This is a genomic window from Mesorhizobium sp. B2-4-13, from assembly GCF_006658535.1.
Lineage (GTDB): Bacteria > Pseudomonadota > Alphaproteobacteria > Rhizobiales > Rhizobiaceae > Mesorhizobium > Mesorhizobium australicum.
This window is the reverse complement of the sequence record NZ_VFVB01000001.1, coordinates 633,724-651,138: the sequence shown is the minus strand read 5'-3', so window position 1 is coordinate 651,138 and position 17,415 is coordinate 633,724. Positions and strand designations below refer to the sequence as shown.

13 protein-coding genes are annotated in these 17,415 nt (G+C 64.6%); 4 read left to right on the top strand and 9 right to left on the bottom strand.

All coding sequences use genetic code 11. The annotated features are described in order from the left end of the window. Positions 1 to 4: 4 nt before the first annotated feature. The 8 genes from FJ936_RS03150 to FJ936_RS03115 form a co-directional block, all read right to left on the bottom strand. Positions 5 to 640, bottom strand: a complete 636-nt coding sequence (locus FJ936_RS03150; protein ID WP_015319305.1) for a helix-turn-helix transcriptional regulator — start codon at positions 638 to 640, stop codon at positions 5 to 7. A gap of 137 nt (positions 641 to 777) precedes the next feature. Then, positions 778 to 1,083 carry a hypothetical protein gene (locus FJ936_RS03145; protein ID WP_015319306.1) on the bottom strand — a complete coding sequence of 102 codons (306 nt, stop codon included), beginning with the start codon at positions 1,081 to 1,083 and terminating at the stop codon, positions 778 to 780. 143 nt (positions 1,084 to 1,226) lie between these two features. Beyond that, positions 1,227 to 1,412 (bottom strand): hypothetical protein, encoded by a 186-nt coding sequence (locus tag FJ936_RS03140; protein ID WP_318011802.1) that lies wholly within the window; start codon positions 1,410 to 1,412, stop codon positions 1,227 to 1,229. 28 nt (positions 1,413 to 1,440) lie between these two features. After that, the gene (locus FJ936_RS03135; protein ID WP_140787172.1) at positions 1,441 to 3,660 is read right to left on the bottom strand and encodes a 3-hydroxyacyl-CoA dehydrogenase NAD-binding domain-containing protein; all 2,220 of its coding nucleotides are present in this window, start codon (positions 3,658 to 3,660) and stop codon (positions 1,441 to 1,443) included. A 13-nt stretch (positions 3,661 to 3,673) separates the two neighbouring features. Continuing rightward, positions 3,674 to 4,882 carry an acetyl-CoA C-acetyltransferase gene (locus FJ936_RS03130; RefSeq protein ID WP_140787170.1) on the bottom strand — a complete coding sequence of 403 codons (1,209 nt, stop codon included), beginning with the start codon at positions 4,880 to 4,882 and terminating at the stop codon, positions 3,674 to 3,676. Positions 4,883 to 4,916: 34 nt separating this feature from the next. After that, the gene (locus tag FJ936_RS03125; protein ID WP_140787168.1) at positions 4,917 to 6,089 is read right to left on the bottom strand and encodes an acyl-CoA dehydrogenase family protein; all 1,173 of its coding nucleotides are present in this window, start codon (positions 6,087 to 6,089) and stop codon (positions 4,917 to 4,919) included. A gap of 46 nt (positions 6,090 to 6,135) precedes the next feature. Further along, positions 6,136 to 7,926: an acyl-CoA dehydrogenase gene (locus FJ936_RS03120; protein ID WP_140787166.1), complete on the bottom strand. Its 1,791-nt coding sequence runs from the start codon at positions 7,924 to 7,926 to the stop codon at positions 6,136 to 6,138. Between the two features lie 265 nt (positions 7,927 to 8,191). Further along, entirely contained in the window at positions 8,192 to 8,653 is a 462-nt protein-coding gene (locus FJ936_RS03115) for a MerR family DNA-binding transcriptional regulator (protein WP_015319311.1), read from the bottom strand. Positions 8,654 to 9,105: 452 nt separating this feature from the next. Between FJ936_RS03115 and FJ936_RS03110 the strand changes: the two genes are divergently transcribed. The 4 genes from FJ936_RS03110 to FJ936_RS03095 all read left to right on the top strand — a co-directional run bounded on the left by FJ936_RS03110 (position 9,106) and on the right by FJ936_RS03095 (position 16,502). Continuing rightward, positions 9,106 to 13,170, top strand: coding sequence for a peptidoglycan-binding protein (locus tag FJ936_RS03110; protein WP_140787164.1), 4,065 nt, complete (start codon positions 9,106 to 9,108; stop codon positions 13,168 to 13,170). 192 nt (positions 13,171 to 13,362) lie between these two features. Next, entirely contained in the window at positions 13,363 to 14,286 is a 924-nt protein-coding gene (locus FJ936_RS03105; protein ID WP_015319313.1) for a sulfite exporter TauE/SafE family protein, read from the top strand. Next, positions 14,286 to 15,074 (top strand): TIGR02186 family protein, encoded by a 789-nt coding sequence (locus FJ936_RS03100; protein WP_140614750.1) that lies wholly within the window; start codon positions 14,286 to 14,288, stop codon positions 15,072 to 15,074. Before FJ936_RS03105 ends, FJ936_RS03100 begins: the two co-directional genes overlap by 1 nt. 171 nt (positions 15,075 to 15,245) lie before the next feature. After that, the gene (locus FJ936_RS03095) at positions 15,246 to 16,502 is read left to right on the top strand and encodes an Hsp70 family protein (RefSeq protein ID WP_140787162.1); all 1,257 of its coding nucleotides are present in this window, start codon (positions 15,246 to 15,248) and stop codon (positions 16,500 to 16,502) included. Positions 16,503 to 16,510: 8 nt separating this feature from the next. Here FJ936_RS03095 and FJ936_RS03090 read toward each other — a convergent pair whose 3' ends face one another. Continuing rightward, positions 16,511 to 17,407, bottom strand: a complete 897-nt coding sequence (locus tag FJ936_RS03090; protein ID WP_015319316.1) for a LysR family transcriptional regulator — start codon at positions 17,405 to 17,407, stop codon at positions 16,511 to 16,513. Positions 17,408 to 17,415 lie beyond the last annotated feature (8 nt).

Sequence of the window (17,415 nt, the reverse complement as noted above, 5' to 3'; positions counted from 1 at the left end):
GCACCTATTGGCTTGCCCAGACGATCCGCGCCACCCACTCGACCTCGAGCATGGGGATATCGCGGTCCGGATGCTCCGGATTGAGCGAGACCAGCGCGATCGACTTGACTGTCTGGCGCTCGAGCACCTTGGCCATCACCTCGCCCGAAGTGGTCTTGACGACGACGCGGTCGCCCTTACGGGTGGCCGCACCCGGCTCGACGATGAGGACGTCGCCATTGCGGTAGAGCGGCAGCATAGAATCGCCCTGCACCTGCAGCGCATAGGAACTTTCGGTCGATTGCGCCGGCAATTCGACGAGATCCCAGCCCTGCCCCGCCGGAAAGCCGGCATCGTCGAAGAAGCCGCCGGCGCCGGCCTGGGCGAAGCCGAGCAACGGCACCGCGCGCCGGCTGGCGGGCGATGCGCCACGGCCTTCGATCAGCCCGGTGAATTCGTCCAGCGAAGCGCCCGTCGCCTCGATGATCTTGGCCAGCGATTCGGTCGAGGGCCAGCGCGGCCGACCGTCCGAGGACAAGCGTTTGGATTTGTTGAAGGCGGTTGAATCAAGTCCCGCGCGCCTTGCCAGACCCGAAGCCGAAAGCGAATAGCGCTCGGCAAGAGCATCGATGGCAGCCCAGACTCGGTCGTGCGAGAGCATGACGTGCTCTCCTTCGAAACAGGAAAAAATGCCTCTTCCTGTCTAACGCGCAACGGCTGCGTTGTCCACCAGCGGGCCGGCGGATCACGAACAAAGCTGTGTGCCGCAACGACGGCACAGTGTCATGGCCGAAGCCGCTATCCGGCCAATGCCGCCATCGCCCTCGGCAGGCCTTTCTGGAGCTCGTCGACGTTCATCACCGGGATGAGCTCGACAGTGGCATTGAAGGCGAAGAAGAACCGCTCGGCGACATAGGGCATGTCCGAACTGTCCTTTACCTCCAGGAAAAGGTAGGCCGTCCGCCAACCACCGTCCGCGGTAAAATAGGCAGCCTCCGGCTTGAGATCGGACAGGGTTTGCTCGATGATCTTGCCCATGCTGCCGTCCTTGATCGCCTTATTGCCTTCCTCGGCCGGGATGGAAACTCTCAGCATCATACGCATGATGATTACTCCTCCGCCAACATCATGTTAGCGATATCTAATATATCATCCGCGCCTGGTTTGGGAAAGTCGATCGAATCCTGCTTGCCAACGGGTTGATCAGCCGGACGATTTGGCCAGGCCGCGCAGTCCCTGGTGCGATGTCATGAAAATGCGTTCTGCCTCGGTCGGTGGCCGCGGTTCACCGCACGGCCAAGTGCGGCGACAACCGCGTCAATGTCGAGGAAGCGGCGCGCCTTGCGGTCATAGTCGGTCGGCAGGCAGCGAAAGGCCAGCCGGCCTTCACCGCCCATCATGTAGGGGCCACGGCTTCGCGCCGTGGCCGGCATGCGCGCCCAGACATAACATGACGCTCTGTCAGGCTGCCTGCTTCACATCGCCCTTGGCATAGGGGTCGAAGCGTTCGTAGAAGGTCTCACCTTTCTCGGCCATGTCGAGGAGCAGCTTGGGCGCCTTGAACTCGGCGCCATACTTCTTCTGCAGCGCCTTGGCGATCTTGACGAATTGTTTGGCGCCGATGCCGTCGATATAGGACAGCGCGCCACCGGTGTAGGGCGCGAAGCCGAAGGCCAGGATCGAGCCGACATCGGCCTCGCGTGGATCGGTGACGATGCCCTCTTCCATCACGCGCGCCGCTTCGAGCGCGATGGTGACCAGCAGGCGTTGCTGCAGCTCCTCATAGTCGACCTTCTCGGCCGCGAGCTGCGGATAAAGATCCTTCAGGCCGGGCCACAGCTTCTTCTTGGCCGGCTTGCCCGGGTAGTCGTAAAAACCCTTGCCGTTCTTGCGGCCGAAGCGGCCGTGATCGTCGACCATGGTGTTGATCAGCGCCATCTGCCTGGGGTCGACGGCCTTTTCGCCGAGATCCCTGATGGTCTGCTTCATGATCTTCTGGGCAAGGTCGATGGCCGTCTCGTCGGTCAGCGCCAGGGGACCGACCGGCATGCCGGCGGCCTTTGCCGCATTCTCGATCATCGGCGCGGGCACGCCTTCGATCAGCATCTTGTAGGCTTCCGACATGTAGCGCAGCACGCAGCGATTGACGTAGAAGCCGCGCGTGTCGTTGACGACGATCGGCGTCTTCTTGATGGCCCGCACGAAGTCGATCGCGGTGGCCAGGGCCTTGTCGCCGGTTTTCTTGCCAAGGATGATCTCGACCAGCATCATCTTGTCGACCGGCGAGAAGAAGTGGATGCCGATGAAATTCTTCGGCCGCGCCGAATTCCTGGCGAGGCCGGTGATCGGAATGGTCGAGGTGTTCGAGGCGAAGATCGCCGACGATTTCAGCACGGCTTCCGCCTGTTCGGTGGCGTTCTTCTTGACGGCGGAATCCTCGAACACGGCTTCAACGACGAGATCGCAGCCGGCGAGGTCGGCATAGTCTGCCGTCGGCGTGATCAGAGACAAGAGCTTGTCCTTATCCTCGGGCTTGGCACGGCCCTTCTTGACCTGATCCGAGATCAGGCCGTCGGAATGCGCCTTGCCCTTTGCGGCCGCCTCCATGTCCCGGTCGAGCAGCACCACCGGAATGCCGGCCTTGGCCGTGACATAGGCGATGCCCGCGCCCATGAAACCGGCGCCGAGGATGCCGATCTTCTTGAACTTGGTGTCCGGCACGCCGGCCGGGCGGCGTGCGCCCTTGTTCAATTCCTGCAGCGACACGAACAGCGAGCGGATCATCGCCGCCGCTTCCTTGGTCTGCATGATCTCGGTGAAGTAGCGCTGCTCGATCCTGAGCGCCGTGTCGAAGGGCACCAGGAGGCCCTCATAGACGCATTTCAGGATCGCCGCGGCGGCCGGATAATTGCCATGGGTCTCGCGGCGCAGGATGGCGATGGCTGGCGGCCACAGATTGGCACCGGCCGCCGAATAGACCGGGCCGCCGGGCAGCTTGAAACCTTTCTCGTCCCACGGCGCCACCGGCTTGAGGCCGTTCCTGATCATCGCCTTGCCGATCTCGACCAGCTTGGCCGGTTCGGCGATCTCATGGATCAGGCCCATCGCCTTCGCCTTCTGCGGCGACAGGGTCTGGCCGGAGGTCAGCATTTGCAGCGCCTGCTGCTGGTCGGTCAGCCGCGGCACACGCTGGGTGCCGCCGGCACCGGGGAAGATGCCGATCTTCACCTCGGGGAGTGCCATCCTGACCTTGTCGGAATCGGCCGCGACGCGGCCATGGCAAGCGAGCGACATTTCGAAGGCGCCGCCCATGCAGGTGCCGTTGATCGCCGAGACCCATGGCTTGCCGCAAGTTTCCAGCTTGCGGAACAGGCCGGTCATGATGCCGGCATTGTCGAACAGCGCCTTGGTCGCCTTTTCGACATCCTTGACCTTGTCGGTGGCGAAGGTGGTCAGCATCCTCTGCAACAGCGTGATGTCGGCACCGCCGGAGAAGGTGTCCTTGCCGGAGGTGATCACCGCGCCCTTGATGGCGGCGTCGCCGGCCACCTTGTCCACGATATCGTTCAGCTCGCGCATCACCTCTTCGGTGAAGACGTTCATCGAGCGGTCCGGGCTGTTCCAGGTGACCAAGGCGATGCCATCGGCGTCGATGTCGAGGGTGAAATTGGTGTAGCTCATCGTTCTCTCCCCGTCAGACGCGTTCGATGATGGTTGCAGTGCCCATGCCGGCGCCGATACAGAGCGTCACCAGCGCGGTGTTGAGGTCGCGCCGCTCGAGTTCGTCCAACACGGTGCCGAGGATCATCGCGCCGGTGGCGCCGAGCGGGTGACCCATGGCGATAGCGCCGCCATTGACGTTGATCTTGTCGTGCGGAATTTCGAAAGCCTGCATGTAGCGCAGCACCACCGAGGCGAAGGCCTCGTTGAGCTCGAACAGGTCGATGTCCGACAGCTTCATCTTGGCGCGCTTCAACAGTTTCTCGGTGACGTCGACCGGGCCGGTCAGCATCAACACCGGCTCGGAGCCGATGTTGGCGAAGGTGCGGATGCGCGCGCGCGGCTTGAGACCCATCGCCTTGCCGGCCTTCTTCGAGCCGAGCAGCACGGCGGCCGCGCCATCGACGATGCCGGACGAGTTGCCGGCGTGGTGGACGTGGTTGACCTCCTCGACCTCCGGATGCTTCTGCACCGCCACCGCGTCGAAGCCGCCCATTTCGCCAGGCATGACGAAGGACGGGTTGAGCGAGGCGAGCGACTGCATGTCGGTCGACGGCCGCATATGCTCGTCATGATCGAGAATGGTGAGACCATTCTGGTCCTTGATCGGGATGACCGAGTTCTTGAAGCGGCCATCGGTCCACGACTTCGCGGCGCGCTTCTGGCTCTCGACCGCGTAAGCGTCGACGTCGTCGCGCGAGAAGCCGTATTTGGTGGCGATCAGGTCGGCCGAAATGCCTTGCGGCACGAACCAGCCGGGCAGGCCGACCGAAGGATCCATGAACCAGGCGCCGCCGGACATGCCCATGCCGACGCGCGACATGGATTCGACGCCGCCGGCGATGACGATTTCATCGGCGCCTTGCGCGATCTTGGCGGCGCCGAAATTGATGGCGTCCAAGCCGGAGGCGCAGAAGCGCGAGATCTGCATGCCGGGTGCCTTGGTGTCGTAGCCGGCCTCGAATGCTGCGGCCCGTGGAATGACGGAACCCGCCTCGCCGACCGGGTCGACGCAGCCGAAGATGATGTCGTCGACGTTTGCAGTGTCCAGCCCGTTGCGGTCGCGCAGGGCCTCGAGCGTCCTGGCGGCGAGCCGTACCGCCGGCACTTCGTGCAGCGATCCGTCCTTCTTGCCCTTGCCGCGCGGCGTGCGCACGGCGTCATAGACATAAGCTTCGGTCATTTTTCATGCTCCCTGGGGTTCGCTGAAAAGCTGCTCAGAGCGAGCGTCCGATCAGCAATTTCATGATCTCGTTGGTGCCGCCATAGATGCGCTGGACGCGAGCGTCGCGGAACATGCGGGCGATCGGATATTCATTCATGTAGCCATAGCCGCCATGCAATTGAAGGCATTCGTCGACGACTTTGCCCTGGAGGTCGGAGAGCCAGTACTTGGCCATCGAAGCGGTCACCGGATCGAGGCCGCCATTGATGTGGCGGGTGACGCAGTCATTGTAGAAGACGCGGCCGATGGTGGCCTCGGTCTTCAGCTCCGCCAGTTTGAATTGTGTGTTCTGGAAATCGATGATCGCCTTGCCGAAGGCCTTGCGTTCCTTGACGTAGTCGATGGTCAGCGCCAGCGCCCGCTCGATCATGGCGATCGCCCCGGTGCCGATCTGCAATCGCTCCTGAGGCAATTGCTGCATCAGCTGGACGAAGCCCTGTCCCTCTTCATGGCCGAGCAGATTGGAGGTCGGCACACGCACGTCGTTGAAGAACAGCTCCGACGTGTCGTTGGCCTTCAGTCCGATCTTGTCGAGGTTGCGGCCGCGTTCGAACCCCTCGACCTCGTCGGTCTCGATGACCATCAGCGAGGTGCCCTTGGCGCCCTTCTCCGGATCGGTCTTGGTGACGACGATGATGAAGTTCGCCAGCTGGCCGTTGGTGATGAAGGTTTTGGAGCCGTTGATCTTGTACTGGTTGCCGTCCTTCTCGGCACGGGTCTTGACACCCTGCAGGTCGGAACCGGCGCCGGGCTCGGTCATGGCAATGGCGCCGATCAGTTCGCCGGTGGCGAGCCTGGGCAACCATTTCTTCTTCTGCTCTTCCGAACCGTAATGGAGGATGTAGGGGGCGACGATCGAATTGTGCAGGCCGATGCCGAAACCGTCGACGCCGACATGGCCGATCGCCTCGATGATGGCGCTCTCATGCGCGAAGGTGCCGCCGGAGCCGCCATATTCCTCCGGCATGGACGCGCAGAGCAGGCCGGCGGAACCAGCCTTGAGCCAGCTTTCGCGGTCGACCATCTCGTTCTTCTCGAACTCGTTGTAGCGCGGCGCGATCTCCTCCGACATGAAGCGGGTAGCCATGTCGTAGAGCATGCCGACCTCGTCGGCCGCCCAGGCTGGTTTCGGCAAAGAGAGCACTTCGGCGGGATTTGTCGCCACGATTTCCTCCGCGTATCGACAGACAGAAAGGCTAGCGAGACGGAGTTTAGAACGCTTCCGCCGGCAGGGCCATCAGCGTATCGGCACCACTCGAAATACGGGCGAGGTGCGCCGAGGTCTCCGGCATGATCCGCTCCATGAAGAAGCGCGCCGTCACCACCTTGTTATCGTAGAAAGACTGGGAGCCGTTGGCATCAGTCTTGCCCTGTGCCGCCTTGGCCATCTGCGCCCACATGTAGCCCAGCGCGACGAGGCCGAAGAGATGCATGTAGTCGGTCGAGGCCGCACCGGCATTATCGGGCTTGGCCATGCCATTCTGCAGCAGCCACATGGTCGCCGCCTGCAAATCGTTGAGGCCTTTCTTCAACCCCTTGGTGAAGGGCGCCATCTTTTCGTGCGCGCGGTTTTCCTCGCAGAACTCGCCGACCTCCTTGAAGAAGGCCTGGATGGCTCGGCCGCCGTTCAAGCCGAGCTTGCGGCCGACGAGGTCGAGCGCCTGAATGCCGTTGGCGCCTTCATAGATCATGGCGATGCGGGCATCGCGCACGAACTGGCTCATGCCATGCTCTTCGATGTAGCCGTGGCCGCCGAACACCTGCTGCGCCATGACGGCGTGATCAAAACCCTTGTCGGTCAGCACGCCCTTGACCACCGGCGTCATCAGGCCGGTGTAATCGTCGGCCGCCTGGCGATCCTTGTCGTCGGCGGAGCGGTGCGCGATATCGGACTTGATCGCGGTCCACAGCGCCAGTGCACGGCCGGCCTCGTTGAACGCCTTCATGGTCATCAGCGAGCGGCGGATGTCGGGATGAACGATGATCGGGTCGGCCTTCTTGTCCGGCGCCTTCGGGCCCGACAGCGAGCGACCCTGCAACCGGTCCTTGGCATAGGCGGCGGCATTCTGGTAGGCGATCTCCGACAGCGACAGGCCCTGCAGGCCGACGCCGAGGCGGGCCTCGTTCATCATCGTGAACATCGCCTTGAGGCCGCCATTGGCCTCGCCCAGCAGCGTGCCTTCGGCCTCGTCATAATTCATGACGCAGGTCGAGTTGCCGTGGATGCCCATCTTCTCCTCGATCGAGCCGCAGGAGACGGTGTTTCTCGTCCCCGGATTGCCCGATGCGTCGAGCTTCAGCTTGGGCACGATGAACAGCGAAATGCCCTTGACGCCCTCCGGCGCGCCTTCGATGCGGGCCAGCACCAGATGGACGATGTTGTCCGACATGTCGTGCTCGCCGGCCGAGATGAAGATTTTCTGGCCTGAAATCTTGTAGGTGTCATCGCCGTTCGGCACCGCCTTGGTGCGCAGCAGGCCAAGATCGGTGCCGCAATGCGGCTCCGTCAGGTTCATGGTGCCGGTCCAGCTGCCCTCGACCATCCTGGGCAGCCAGGTCGCCTTCTGCTCGTCGGTGCCGTGGGTGATGATGGCGGCGATCGCGCCCTGGGTCAGGCCCGGATACATCATCAGCGACATGTTGGCCGACACCATGTATTCAGCCACCGCCGTGTGCACGGCATAGGGCAGGCCCTGGCCGCCGAACTCGACGGGCGCCGCCAGGCCCATCCAGCCGCCTTCGCGATACTGGTCGAAGGCTTCCTTGAAGCCCCTGGGCGTGGTCACCGAGCCGTCGTCATGGCGCACGCAGCCCTCCATGTCGCCGACACGGTTGAGCGGATGCATGACGTTCTCGGCGAGCTTGGCCCCTTCGGCAAGAATTGCCTCCAGCACGTCAGGCGTTGCGTCGGCGAATCCCGGAAGGTTCGAATAGCGCTGATAGCCGAGCACCTCGTTGAGCACGAACAGCGTGTCCTGGACCGGGGCCCTGTAGATCGGCATGCTTTTCCTCCACCATGCGGATTGACCCCGAAATCAAGCCGTGCGCGGCAAGCGGGCCAATGTCGAAGCCGCAATAGCAAATATTGACGTTTGCGTAAACGTCAATATTTGCGCTGCGGCAAGATTTCCGCCACCACGGGCGCAATCGGCCAAGCGTCACGGCAATGCGCAAGCCAGCGCGAAGCAGGCAGGCCAGACAGCGAAAAGCCGCGCGGCATGGCCACGCGGCTTTGTGGTGAAGGGTCCGACAGTATCGGAGGGCGGCTTAGCTCGCGACGCTCGCTTGCGGCGCCGAACGCTCGGCCAGCATCTGACGCACCGCCGACATCGAGCCGCCGAGTTCATTGATGGCGTCGTCGATCAGCGCCCGCTGCTTCTGCAGGCGAGCGAGCTGCTTTTCCGACTTATCCAGCGCCAGCCGCAACTGCTTGGTGTTGGAACCGGTCGGATCGTAGAGGTCCATCATCTGCTTGACGTCGCGCAGCGAGAACCCAACCTTGCGGCCGAGCAGGATCAGCTTCAGCCTCGCCTTGTCGCGGCGCGTATAGAGACGGGTCGAACCGTCGCGCTGGGGGTTGAGCAGGCCCTTGTCTTCATAGAAACGCAGCGTGCGCAGCGTCACGCCGTACTTCTTGGCCATCTCGCCGATGCGGGAGAGATCCTCGCCGGCTTCAACGGTTGCATTATTGGTATTGGCCGCGGTCTCGCCGGCCGAGATAAGCTTCATGGTCACTGGCTTCCCCGTCTGGTGGCGTCGCGGTCCCGGACCATGCGTCGCCTGACTGGAAGCGGGGGCGTGCTTCCGGCCGTGGTTTCGACAAACAAATCGCAAACAGCGCAGTTGATACGCCATTTACGTTTACGTCAATTCTATACCGGTAGCCGTCTCATGACGCAAGGGCGTTCTGAGAACGGTGCTTTATGCCGCACCGGAAGTCACGTCAGCCAACTTCCTTGCAACTTCTTAAGCTTGGTTAACGCGTTGTTTACCACGTTGGGCGAAATGTGCGCGTGTCGGCTACCCGTGGTTATCCTGTATCGAATTTTCACGGTTTTTCGGAGCGCGGGGAAACCCGGGAAGCTTGTCTTCCACCGTGGCATCGAAGCGCGGTCGCCTCGTTCCGGCAGGGACTTGGGGAGCTGGCCGCAAGCCGGCCAATCTGAAAGACGGACGCACCGATGAACAGCAAGCGGTCCTACCTCGATACACTCAATGCTGGCAGGCAGCGCAAGCCGCAGACCACGCTCGAGCAGCTGAACCGCTCCCTGGAGACGCTGGAACAGCGCCTGGGGCAGACGCGCGAGGACGCGACGGCACGACCCGCTCCTCGCCAATATGGCGCCGAACCGCGTTACCCCGCCTCCGACCCGCGCTATCCCGCTGCGCAGCCGACGGCCCAGCAGCGCTGGTATGAGGATCCGCAGCCGGCACCGCGTGCGCACAACCCGGCGCCCTCCCCTGCACCCTTCGACCAGAATTATCAGGCGATCGCGCGAGACATCGACCGCGTGCGCGGCCAGGAAGACAGCGTCGCCATGGTCGGCAAGATCGCCGGCGAACTGCGCGGCATGCGCGAGGAACTGCGCCACCAGGTGACTTCAGGGCTGCAGCGCGAATTCGACGCGCTGCGCAAGGACATCGACCGCGCCTTCCAGTCGAACGCCAAGTCCGGGACCTCGGGCAAGGGCAGCGCTGAACTCGGCGTGGAATTCGAGCGGCTCTCCGGCGCCATTAAATCGCTGTCGGAGAAGAGCGACGACAGGAGCGTCAACCTGCTGCGACTGGAACTCGAACAGGTCAAAGCCGCGCTCGACACGCTGGCGCGCGAGGAGAGCGTGCAGAAGGTCGACCGCCGCTGGGACGAGTTCGACCGCCGCTGGACGGCCTTCGAGGACCGCGTCGACGCCGACCAGCGCAAACGCTCCGACGACCCCGCCCTTGCCGCCTTGACCGACCGGCTGGAGCAAATCAGCAACGCCGTCAACAACCTGCCGGAATCGCTGTCCCTGCGTTCGCTGGAGGAGAAGGTCCGCACGCTGGCCGGGGCGGTCGACCATTTCGCCAGCCAGCAGGACAATCGCGGCGGCGGCACGCTGGCCATGATCGACGAGCGGCTGGACGAGATTTCCCGCGCCATCGTCGCCTCGACAGTCGCCGCACAGGCGAATTCAGTCGACCACGAAGCCTTCGAGCGCATCGAGAAGCGGATCGACTCGCTCGCCCAGCAGATCGAGGAAGTGGCGCAGGACCGTCCCGCAAATGTCGTGATCGACCGGCTGAACACGCTGTCGAGCCGGGTCGACGACCTCGCCGGCCGCGCCAACCTGCCCGAGCAGGCGATGGAACGGCTCGCCAAGCAGATCGCGCTGATCGCCGACAAGATCGATCAGGCGCCGGCCATGCCCGACGCCGACTACATCTTCCACGGGCTGGAGCAGCGCTTCGACGTGCTGTCGGGCATGATGGAGCGGCGCCAGGGCGACGCCATCGAGCAGGGCAACATGCTGTTTCGCGATCTCGAGCGCCGGCTGGACGAGGTTGCCGACCGGCTGGACCAGCGCAGCATGCCGCAGGTCGACAGTGCCGGCATCATGGACGCCATCGACGCTCGCTTCACCGCACTGGCCAAGCGCATGGAGACACGCGCTCCCGATCCCGCCGGCGAGGCGGCGATCCGGGGCCTGGAAAGCCGGCTCGAAGATATTTCAAGCCGGCTGGACGCTTCGGCGGCCCAGGTGGCCGGCATCGATCCGGCGCTGATCCGCAGCCTGGAGGCGCAGGTCGCCGGCCTGTCGGCGCATCTTTCCAAGCCCAGCACGCCGCTGCCGGACTTCGAGGACATCAGCCCACGCCTCGACGAAATCGAAAAAGCGCTGGCCGGGACCCGCGATTCCATCCTCGGCGCGGCACGTGAGGCGGCCGAGAACGCGGTGCGCTCGCTGGCCGGAACGAGCACCAATACGGCCGCGGTATCCGGCCTCGCCCAGGATCTGAAGACCCTGGAGACGCTGACGCGGCGTTCCGACGAGCGCAATTCGCGGACCTTCGAGGCCATTCACGACACACTGCTCAAGATCGTCGACAGGCTGGGCTCGCTGGAAACCAGCGACCCGTCCGAGGCGGTAAGCGAGCTGCTGGACGCGGCCTCGATCGAACCCAGTGGCTGGCGTGGCTTGCAGCGGCCCAAGATGGCCGTGAACGCACCATCCATGACCATGGACGAGCTGCCGCTGACTGGCGACATGGCCGATCTGGACGCGCGTGCCGCGGCCATAGTGCGCACCGAGCCCGGCGAGCCCGCACTGCACGTTGGAACGGGCTTGTCTCCCCGGCCGGGCACGCGCTCGCCGGCGGAAGCCGCCGCCGCCGCCGCGATAGCCGCACTCGGTTCCGACACCACCGCCGGAAAGGACCAGCCGGCAGGCCGCAAATCGATGTTCGGCGGACTGGCGCGGGCCTTCAAGGGCAAGAAGGCGGCGGATGTTCCGCCGCTGGCCGGCTCGGCGCCGAGCGCCGACATCCCGAGTGTCGATCTCGACGAGCCGCTCGACCCGAAGGTCGCCAACCGCCCGCTGGAGCCGGGCTCCGGCGCGCCTGACCTCAATGCCATCATGAAGCGCGTGCGCGACGAGCGCGGACAACCGGCCAAGCTCGGCGACAGCGACGCGGCGAAATCGGATTTCATCGCCGCCGCCCGGCGCGCGGCGCAGGCGGCCGCGGCCGAGGCCGACGCCCTGAAGCGCCAGTCGACGATGAAAGGCCCGGTCAAGGCGCTCAGGATAGGCGACCTGCTCAAGGCGCGGCGCAAGCCGATCCTGATGGCGGCGGCAGCGATCATGCTGGCGCTTGCCGGCCTGCAGCTCGGCAAGGCGTTCCTTTCGGATCCCGCCCAGGTGGCAAGCAACGACGCATCCCCGATCGTCGCCCCGCAGCCGGTTCAGACGGCATCTCTGGATACCGCCAGCCAGCCGAAGACCGAAGTTCAGCCGACGGCGATGAACAGCGCGCCGGCCCGTCCGGCCAGGCAGGCCGAACAATCCGCGCCGGCCAGCAAGGACGATATGGCGGCGCGGACCGTCGTGGCCATGCCGTCTGATACGGACGCGATGCCGGACACAGCGCCCACGGCCGAGCCCGCTTCGCCGGTCACGTCGGCCATGGCTTCCGGCCCGAGCGCCCCCGACGCGATGGCTTCGGCCGCGCCGGTTGCTCCGATGACCGCTGCCCCAGCCATGACGGATCCGGCACCAGCCGCCGGCGCTACGCAGGCGACGGATGCCGATCTCCAAGCGGCCCCTGCCGCGCCAGTGGCGACCGAGGCGACGACCAACGACACGACTGGCGCCGTTGCGCCCATGGACAAGCCGGCGGCGACAGCCGCGATCAAGTTCGACATTCCGGCCGATGCCGGCCCGGTCGCCTTGCGTGACGCCGCCGCCGGTGGCGACGCCAAGGCGCTGTTCGAGGTCGGCTCGCGCTACGCCGAGTCGCGCGGCGTCAAGGAAGACATGCCGGCTGCCGCCAAATGGTACGAGAAATCGGCGGAACTCGGCTTCGCGCCGGCTGAATACCGCATCGGCAATTTCTACGAGAAGGGCATCGGCGTCGCGCGCGACATCAAGAAGTCGAAGACCTGGTACCAGCTCGCCGCCGCGCAGGGCAACGCCAGCGCCATGCACAATCTGGCGGTGCTGTTCGCCATGGCCGCCGACGGCGCAACCGACAATGAATCGGCCGCGCACTGGTTCCAGGCGGCCGCCGACCTCGGCGTCAAGGACAGCCAATTCAATCTTGGCATCCTCGCCGCCAAGGGCGTCGGCATGAAGCAGAACCTGGAGGAATCCTACAAATGGTTCGCGCTCGTCGCCAAGACCGGCGACAAGGATGCCGCGGCCAAGCGCGACGAGATCGCCAACGCGCTGCGACCCGAGCAGCTCGCGCGCGCGCGCGCGGCGACCGAATTGTGGAAGGCCAAGCCGCTCAACGCGGCGGCCAATTCGGTGGACATTCCCGAATCCTGGCAGGAAGGCACGCCGCAGACGACGGCCGGCATCGACATGAAGAAGGCGGTCAAGAACATCCAGCTCATCCTCAACAAGAACGGCTATGACGCCGGCGGCGCCGACGGCGTGATGGGCGGGAAGACCAAGAACGCGATCATCGCTTTCCAGACCGACAACAAGCTGCCAGCGACGGGCGCGGTCGACGAGAAGCTGGTCAAGGCATTGCTGGCGCGCAAATAACGGCAGAAGCGTCGTTTCCACGACGCCCTTGCCTTACATTTGCCTGTTAACTGATTGAGTTGTTTTTTGTTTCGGCGCGGTGACGGGGTTTGGTCCCGCTGCCGCGTCGGCGCAAGAGAAAATTGGCTTTTCGATGCGATAGTGCCCGCAGCGGCTTTATTCGCCGACAGGCAAACTGATCGAGACAGACGGGTGGGCATCTATCTCCCGATCGCGGAAATTTCCGTCAACGTCTTCGTGCTGCTGGCCATGGGCGCCGCGGTGGGCTTCCTGTCGGGCATGTTCGGGGTCGGCGGCGGCTTCCTGATCACGCCGCTCTTGATCTTCTACAACATCCCGCCGGCGATCGCGGTCGCCACCGGCGCCAACCAGGTCATCGCTTCTTCCGTCTCCGGCGTGTTGTCGCACATGAAGCGAGGGACGCTCGACTTCAAGCTCGGCAGCGTGCTTCTGGCCGGCGGCGTCGTCGGCTCAACCGGCGGCATCTATGTGTTCGGCTTCCTGCGCAGGCTCGGCCAGCTCGACCTGTTCATCTCGCTGCTCTACGTCGTGCTGCTCGGCACCGTCGGCGGGCTGATGCTGGTCGAGAGCATCAACGCACTGCGCGCCACGCGCAGCGGCGCGGCGCCGGTGCTGAAGAAATCCGGCCAGCACAACTGGATCCACCGCCTGCCGCTGAAGATGCGCTTCCGCGCGTCGAAGCTGTTCGTCAGCGTCATTCCGGTGCTCGGGCTTGGCGCCGGCATCGGCTTCCTGTCGTCGATCATGGGTGTCGGCGGCGGCTTCATCATGGTGCCGGCGCTGATCTATCTCTTGAAAGTGCCGACCAATGTCGTCATCGGCACCTCGCTGTTCCAGATCATCTTCACCTCCGCCTACACGACGCTGGTCCACGCCACCACAAACCAGACCGTCGATGTGATGCTGGCCTTCCTGTTGATGGCCGGCGGCGTGGCCGGGGCGCAATATGGCGCCAAGGCCGGCCAGCGGCTGCGCGGCGAGCAATTGAGGGCGCTGCTGGCGCTGCTGGTGCTGGCGGTGGCGATCCGGCTTGCCACCGATCTGTTCGTCACGCCGCCCAATCTTTATTCGCTGTCCGGCCTGGGCCTCAACTGATGAATGGCCTGAAAGCGCTCGCAGCCGTCGCTCTCCTGTCCCTGATCGCCGCCGCGCCGGCGAAGGCGCAGACGCCGCTGACGGAAGGCATCCAGATCGGCCTTTCCACCGACGCGGTGTCGATCACCGCCGGTTTTTCCGGCGCCGACCTGACCATCTTCGGTTCGCTGGAAAATCCCGACCCGCTGGTCGCACGCCAGGGCCGTTACGACGTCATCGTCGTGCTCGAAGGGCCGCCGAAACCGGTGGTCGTGCGCCGCAAGGACCGGGTGCTGGGCGTCTGGGTCAATTTGGATTCCGAGACCTTCGAGAACGTGCCGGTGTCCTATTCGGTCGCGACGACGCGGCCGCTGCAGGACATCACCGAACCCAACAGCTACAAGCAGCTGTCGCTCGGCGCCTCCAACCTCTACATGCAGCCCGCCGAAGCCGGTGACAGCCCGGCGACGATCGAGGAATTCACGGCCGCACTGCGCGAACGCAAGGCCGCCGCCGGCCTCTACAGCGAGAATGTCGGGGGCGTGCAATTCCTGTCGCAGAACCTGTTTCGCGCTACCGTCAGGCTGGCGCCTGATGTCTCGGTCGGCACGCACAAGGCGCGCGCATTCCTGTTCAAGAGCGGCCTATTCGTCAAGGAGAGTTCGGCGCAGCTCGAAATCCGCAAATCGGGCTTCGAACAATCGATCTTCCGCGTCGCCCACGACTATTCGTTCCTCTACGGCGTGTTCGCCGTATCGTTGGCCATGGTGACTGGCTGGCTCGGCCGGCTGGTGTTCCGCAAGGATTGATGCCGCGGGAAAAGAGGGGTTCCCCTTTTCGCCGTCATGCGATAAACCGCCGCCTCCCAGCCCAGGGGCAAACACGCACATACCATTCGCCAGGAGCGGTCCGGCATCCCGATGACAGCGGCGACGCGTCGCCGCTGTTTTGCCGCCATGAAACAATGACAGGAGGCTGCGATGCATCAGGCATTCGGCGGCATTGACTTCGGCACGTCCAATTCCACGGTAGGCGTCATCCGGAACGGCAAGGCGCGGCTGGTCCCGCTGGAGGGCGGGCAGCCCACTTTGCCAAGTGCCGTGTTCTTCAATTTCGAGGACGGCCATACTTATTTCGGCCGCCGCGCGATCGGCGACTATACCGACAGCATCGAAGGCCGCCTGATGCGCTCGTTGAAGAGCGTGCTCGGCAGTTCGCTCGCCCACGAGAAGACGCGGATCAAGGCACGACAGATCGGCTTCATCGACATTATCGGCCTGTTCATCGGTCATCTGAGGACGCGGCTGGAAGAGGACGCCGGCGGCGTGGTGGAGAGCGTGGTGCTCGGCCGCCCGGTGCAGTTCGTCGATGACGACGCGCAAGCCGACGCGGAGGCGCAACGCGAACTCGAGAAGGCTGCCCGTGCCCAAGGCTTCAAGCATATCGCTTTCCAGTTCGAGCCGATCGCGGCGGCGCTCGATTACGAGCAGAAGGTGACACGCGAGGAACTGGCGCTGATCATCGACATGGGCGGCGGCACGTCCGACTTCTCCATCGTGCGGGTCTCGCCGGAGCGCGCGCGATCGACCGATCGCAAGGACGACATCCTGGCCAGCCGCGGCATCCATATCGGCGGCACTGATTTCGACCGGCTGCTGAGCATCGCCCATGTCATGCCACAGCTCGGCTACCTCTCCGCGACCAAGGACGGCAAGCGCAATCTGCCGGCCAGCTACTTCATCGATCTCGCCACATGGCAGCGCATCAATCTGGTCTACACCGCCAAGGCGATGACGCATCTGCGCCAGATCCGCTACGAGGCCGCGCGCGCCGACCTGGTCGACCGCTTCATCCATATCGTCGAGCACCGCTACGGGCACGCGCTGGCGGCGCTGGTCGAGAAAGCCAAGATAGAGCTGACCGACATGTCATCGGCGGACGTGGCGGTGAAGCTGCCGGGCGCGGCGTTCGCCGCCGGGATCACACGCGACGGGCTGGAGGCCACGATCGCTCGGGACATCGAGCGGGTTACCGAAACGGTGGCGCAGACCATCCGCGACGCCGGGGTCAAGCCCTCCGACATCACCGCGGTGTTCCTGACCGGCGGATCGACGGCGATCCCGCTGGCAAGGCGGGAAATCCTGTCGCTGGTGCCGCGGGCTTCCGTCATAGAAGGCGATATGTTCGGATCGGTCGGACTCGGCCTGGCGCTCGATGCGCAGCGGAAGTTCGGCTGAACCTACCCCTACGTAGTCCCGTTCGCCTCCGCGGCCAGATGCGCCTTCAGCGCCATCTGGGCCAGGCTTGCCTGACGGTCGCGATGGGTGATCATGGCGAAGTCGCGCTTCGGCAATTCGATCGGCACGGCTCTCAGGCTCCCCTCGGCGACCGCGCGCCCGACGACCAGCTCCGAAATGATGGTCGCGCCGGCACCCGCCTCGACAGCTTGGCGAACCGCCTCGTTGCTGGGCAACACCAGGAATATCCTGAGGTCGGCAAGCGAAATGCCCTCGCGGCGCGCCAGGTCCTCCAGCACCTCACGCGTGCCGGAGCCGCCCTCGCGGATTATCCAGCGCAGACCGGTGATGTCGGGGCGGCCCGGCGCGGTTTCGGCGATCTCTGGATGGGAGCTGGCAACGACCAGCATCAACCGGTCGGTATCGACCTTGACGCGGCGCAATAAGTCGGACTCGGTGCGCCCTTCGACCAGGCCGAGATCGGCGGTTCCATCCAGCACGCTGGCCTCGACCTGCCTTGTGTTGCCGATGGTGACGCTCAGCCTGACGGCCGGATAGGCCTCGTGGAAAGAGGCCAGCCGGCGCGGCAGCCAGTAGCTGGCGATGGTCAGGCTGGCGGCGATGGAGAGGCTGCCGGCGACCGTCTGCGAAACATGTTCCAGGACATTGCGCGCGGCGGCGGCCCGCTCCAGCACGGCCTTGGCCTCCGGCAGAAACCGATGGCCGGTCTGAGCCAGCTCGATGTTGCGGCCGACGCGGTTGAACAGATGGACACCATGCTGCTCTTCCAGAGCGCGAATGGCCGCCGACGCGGCCGATTGGGAAATGCCCAGAAGCTCCGCCGCCTTGGTCATGTGGCCGCGCTCTGCGACGGCGACGAAAATGCGCAACTGATCGAGGGTCATGCCTGTAT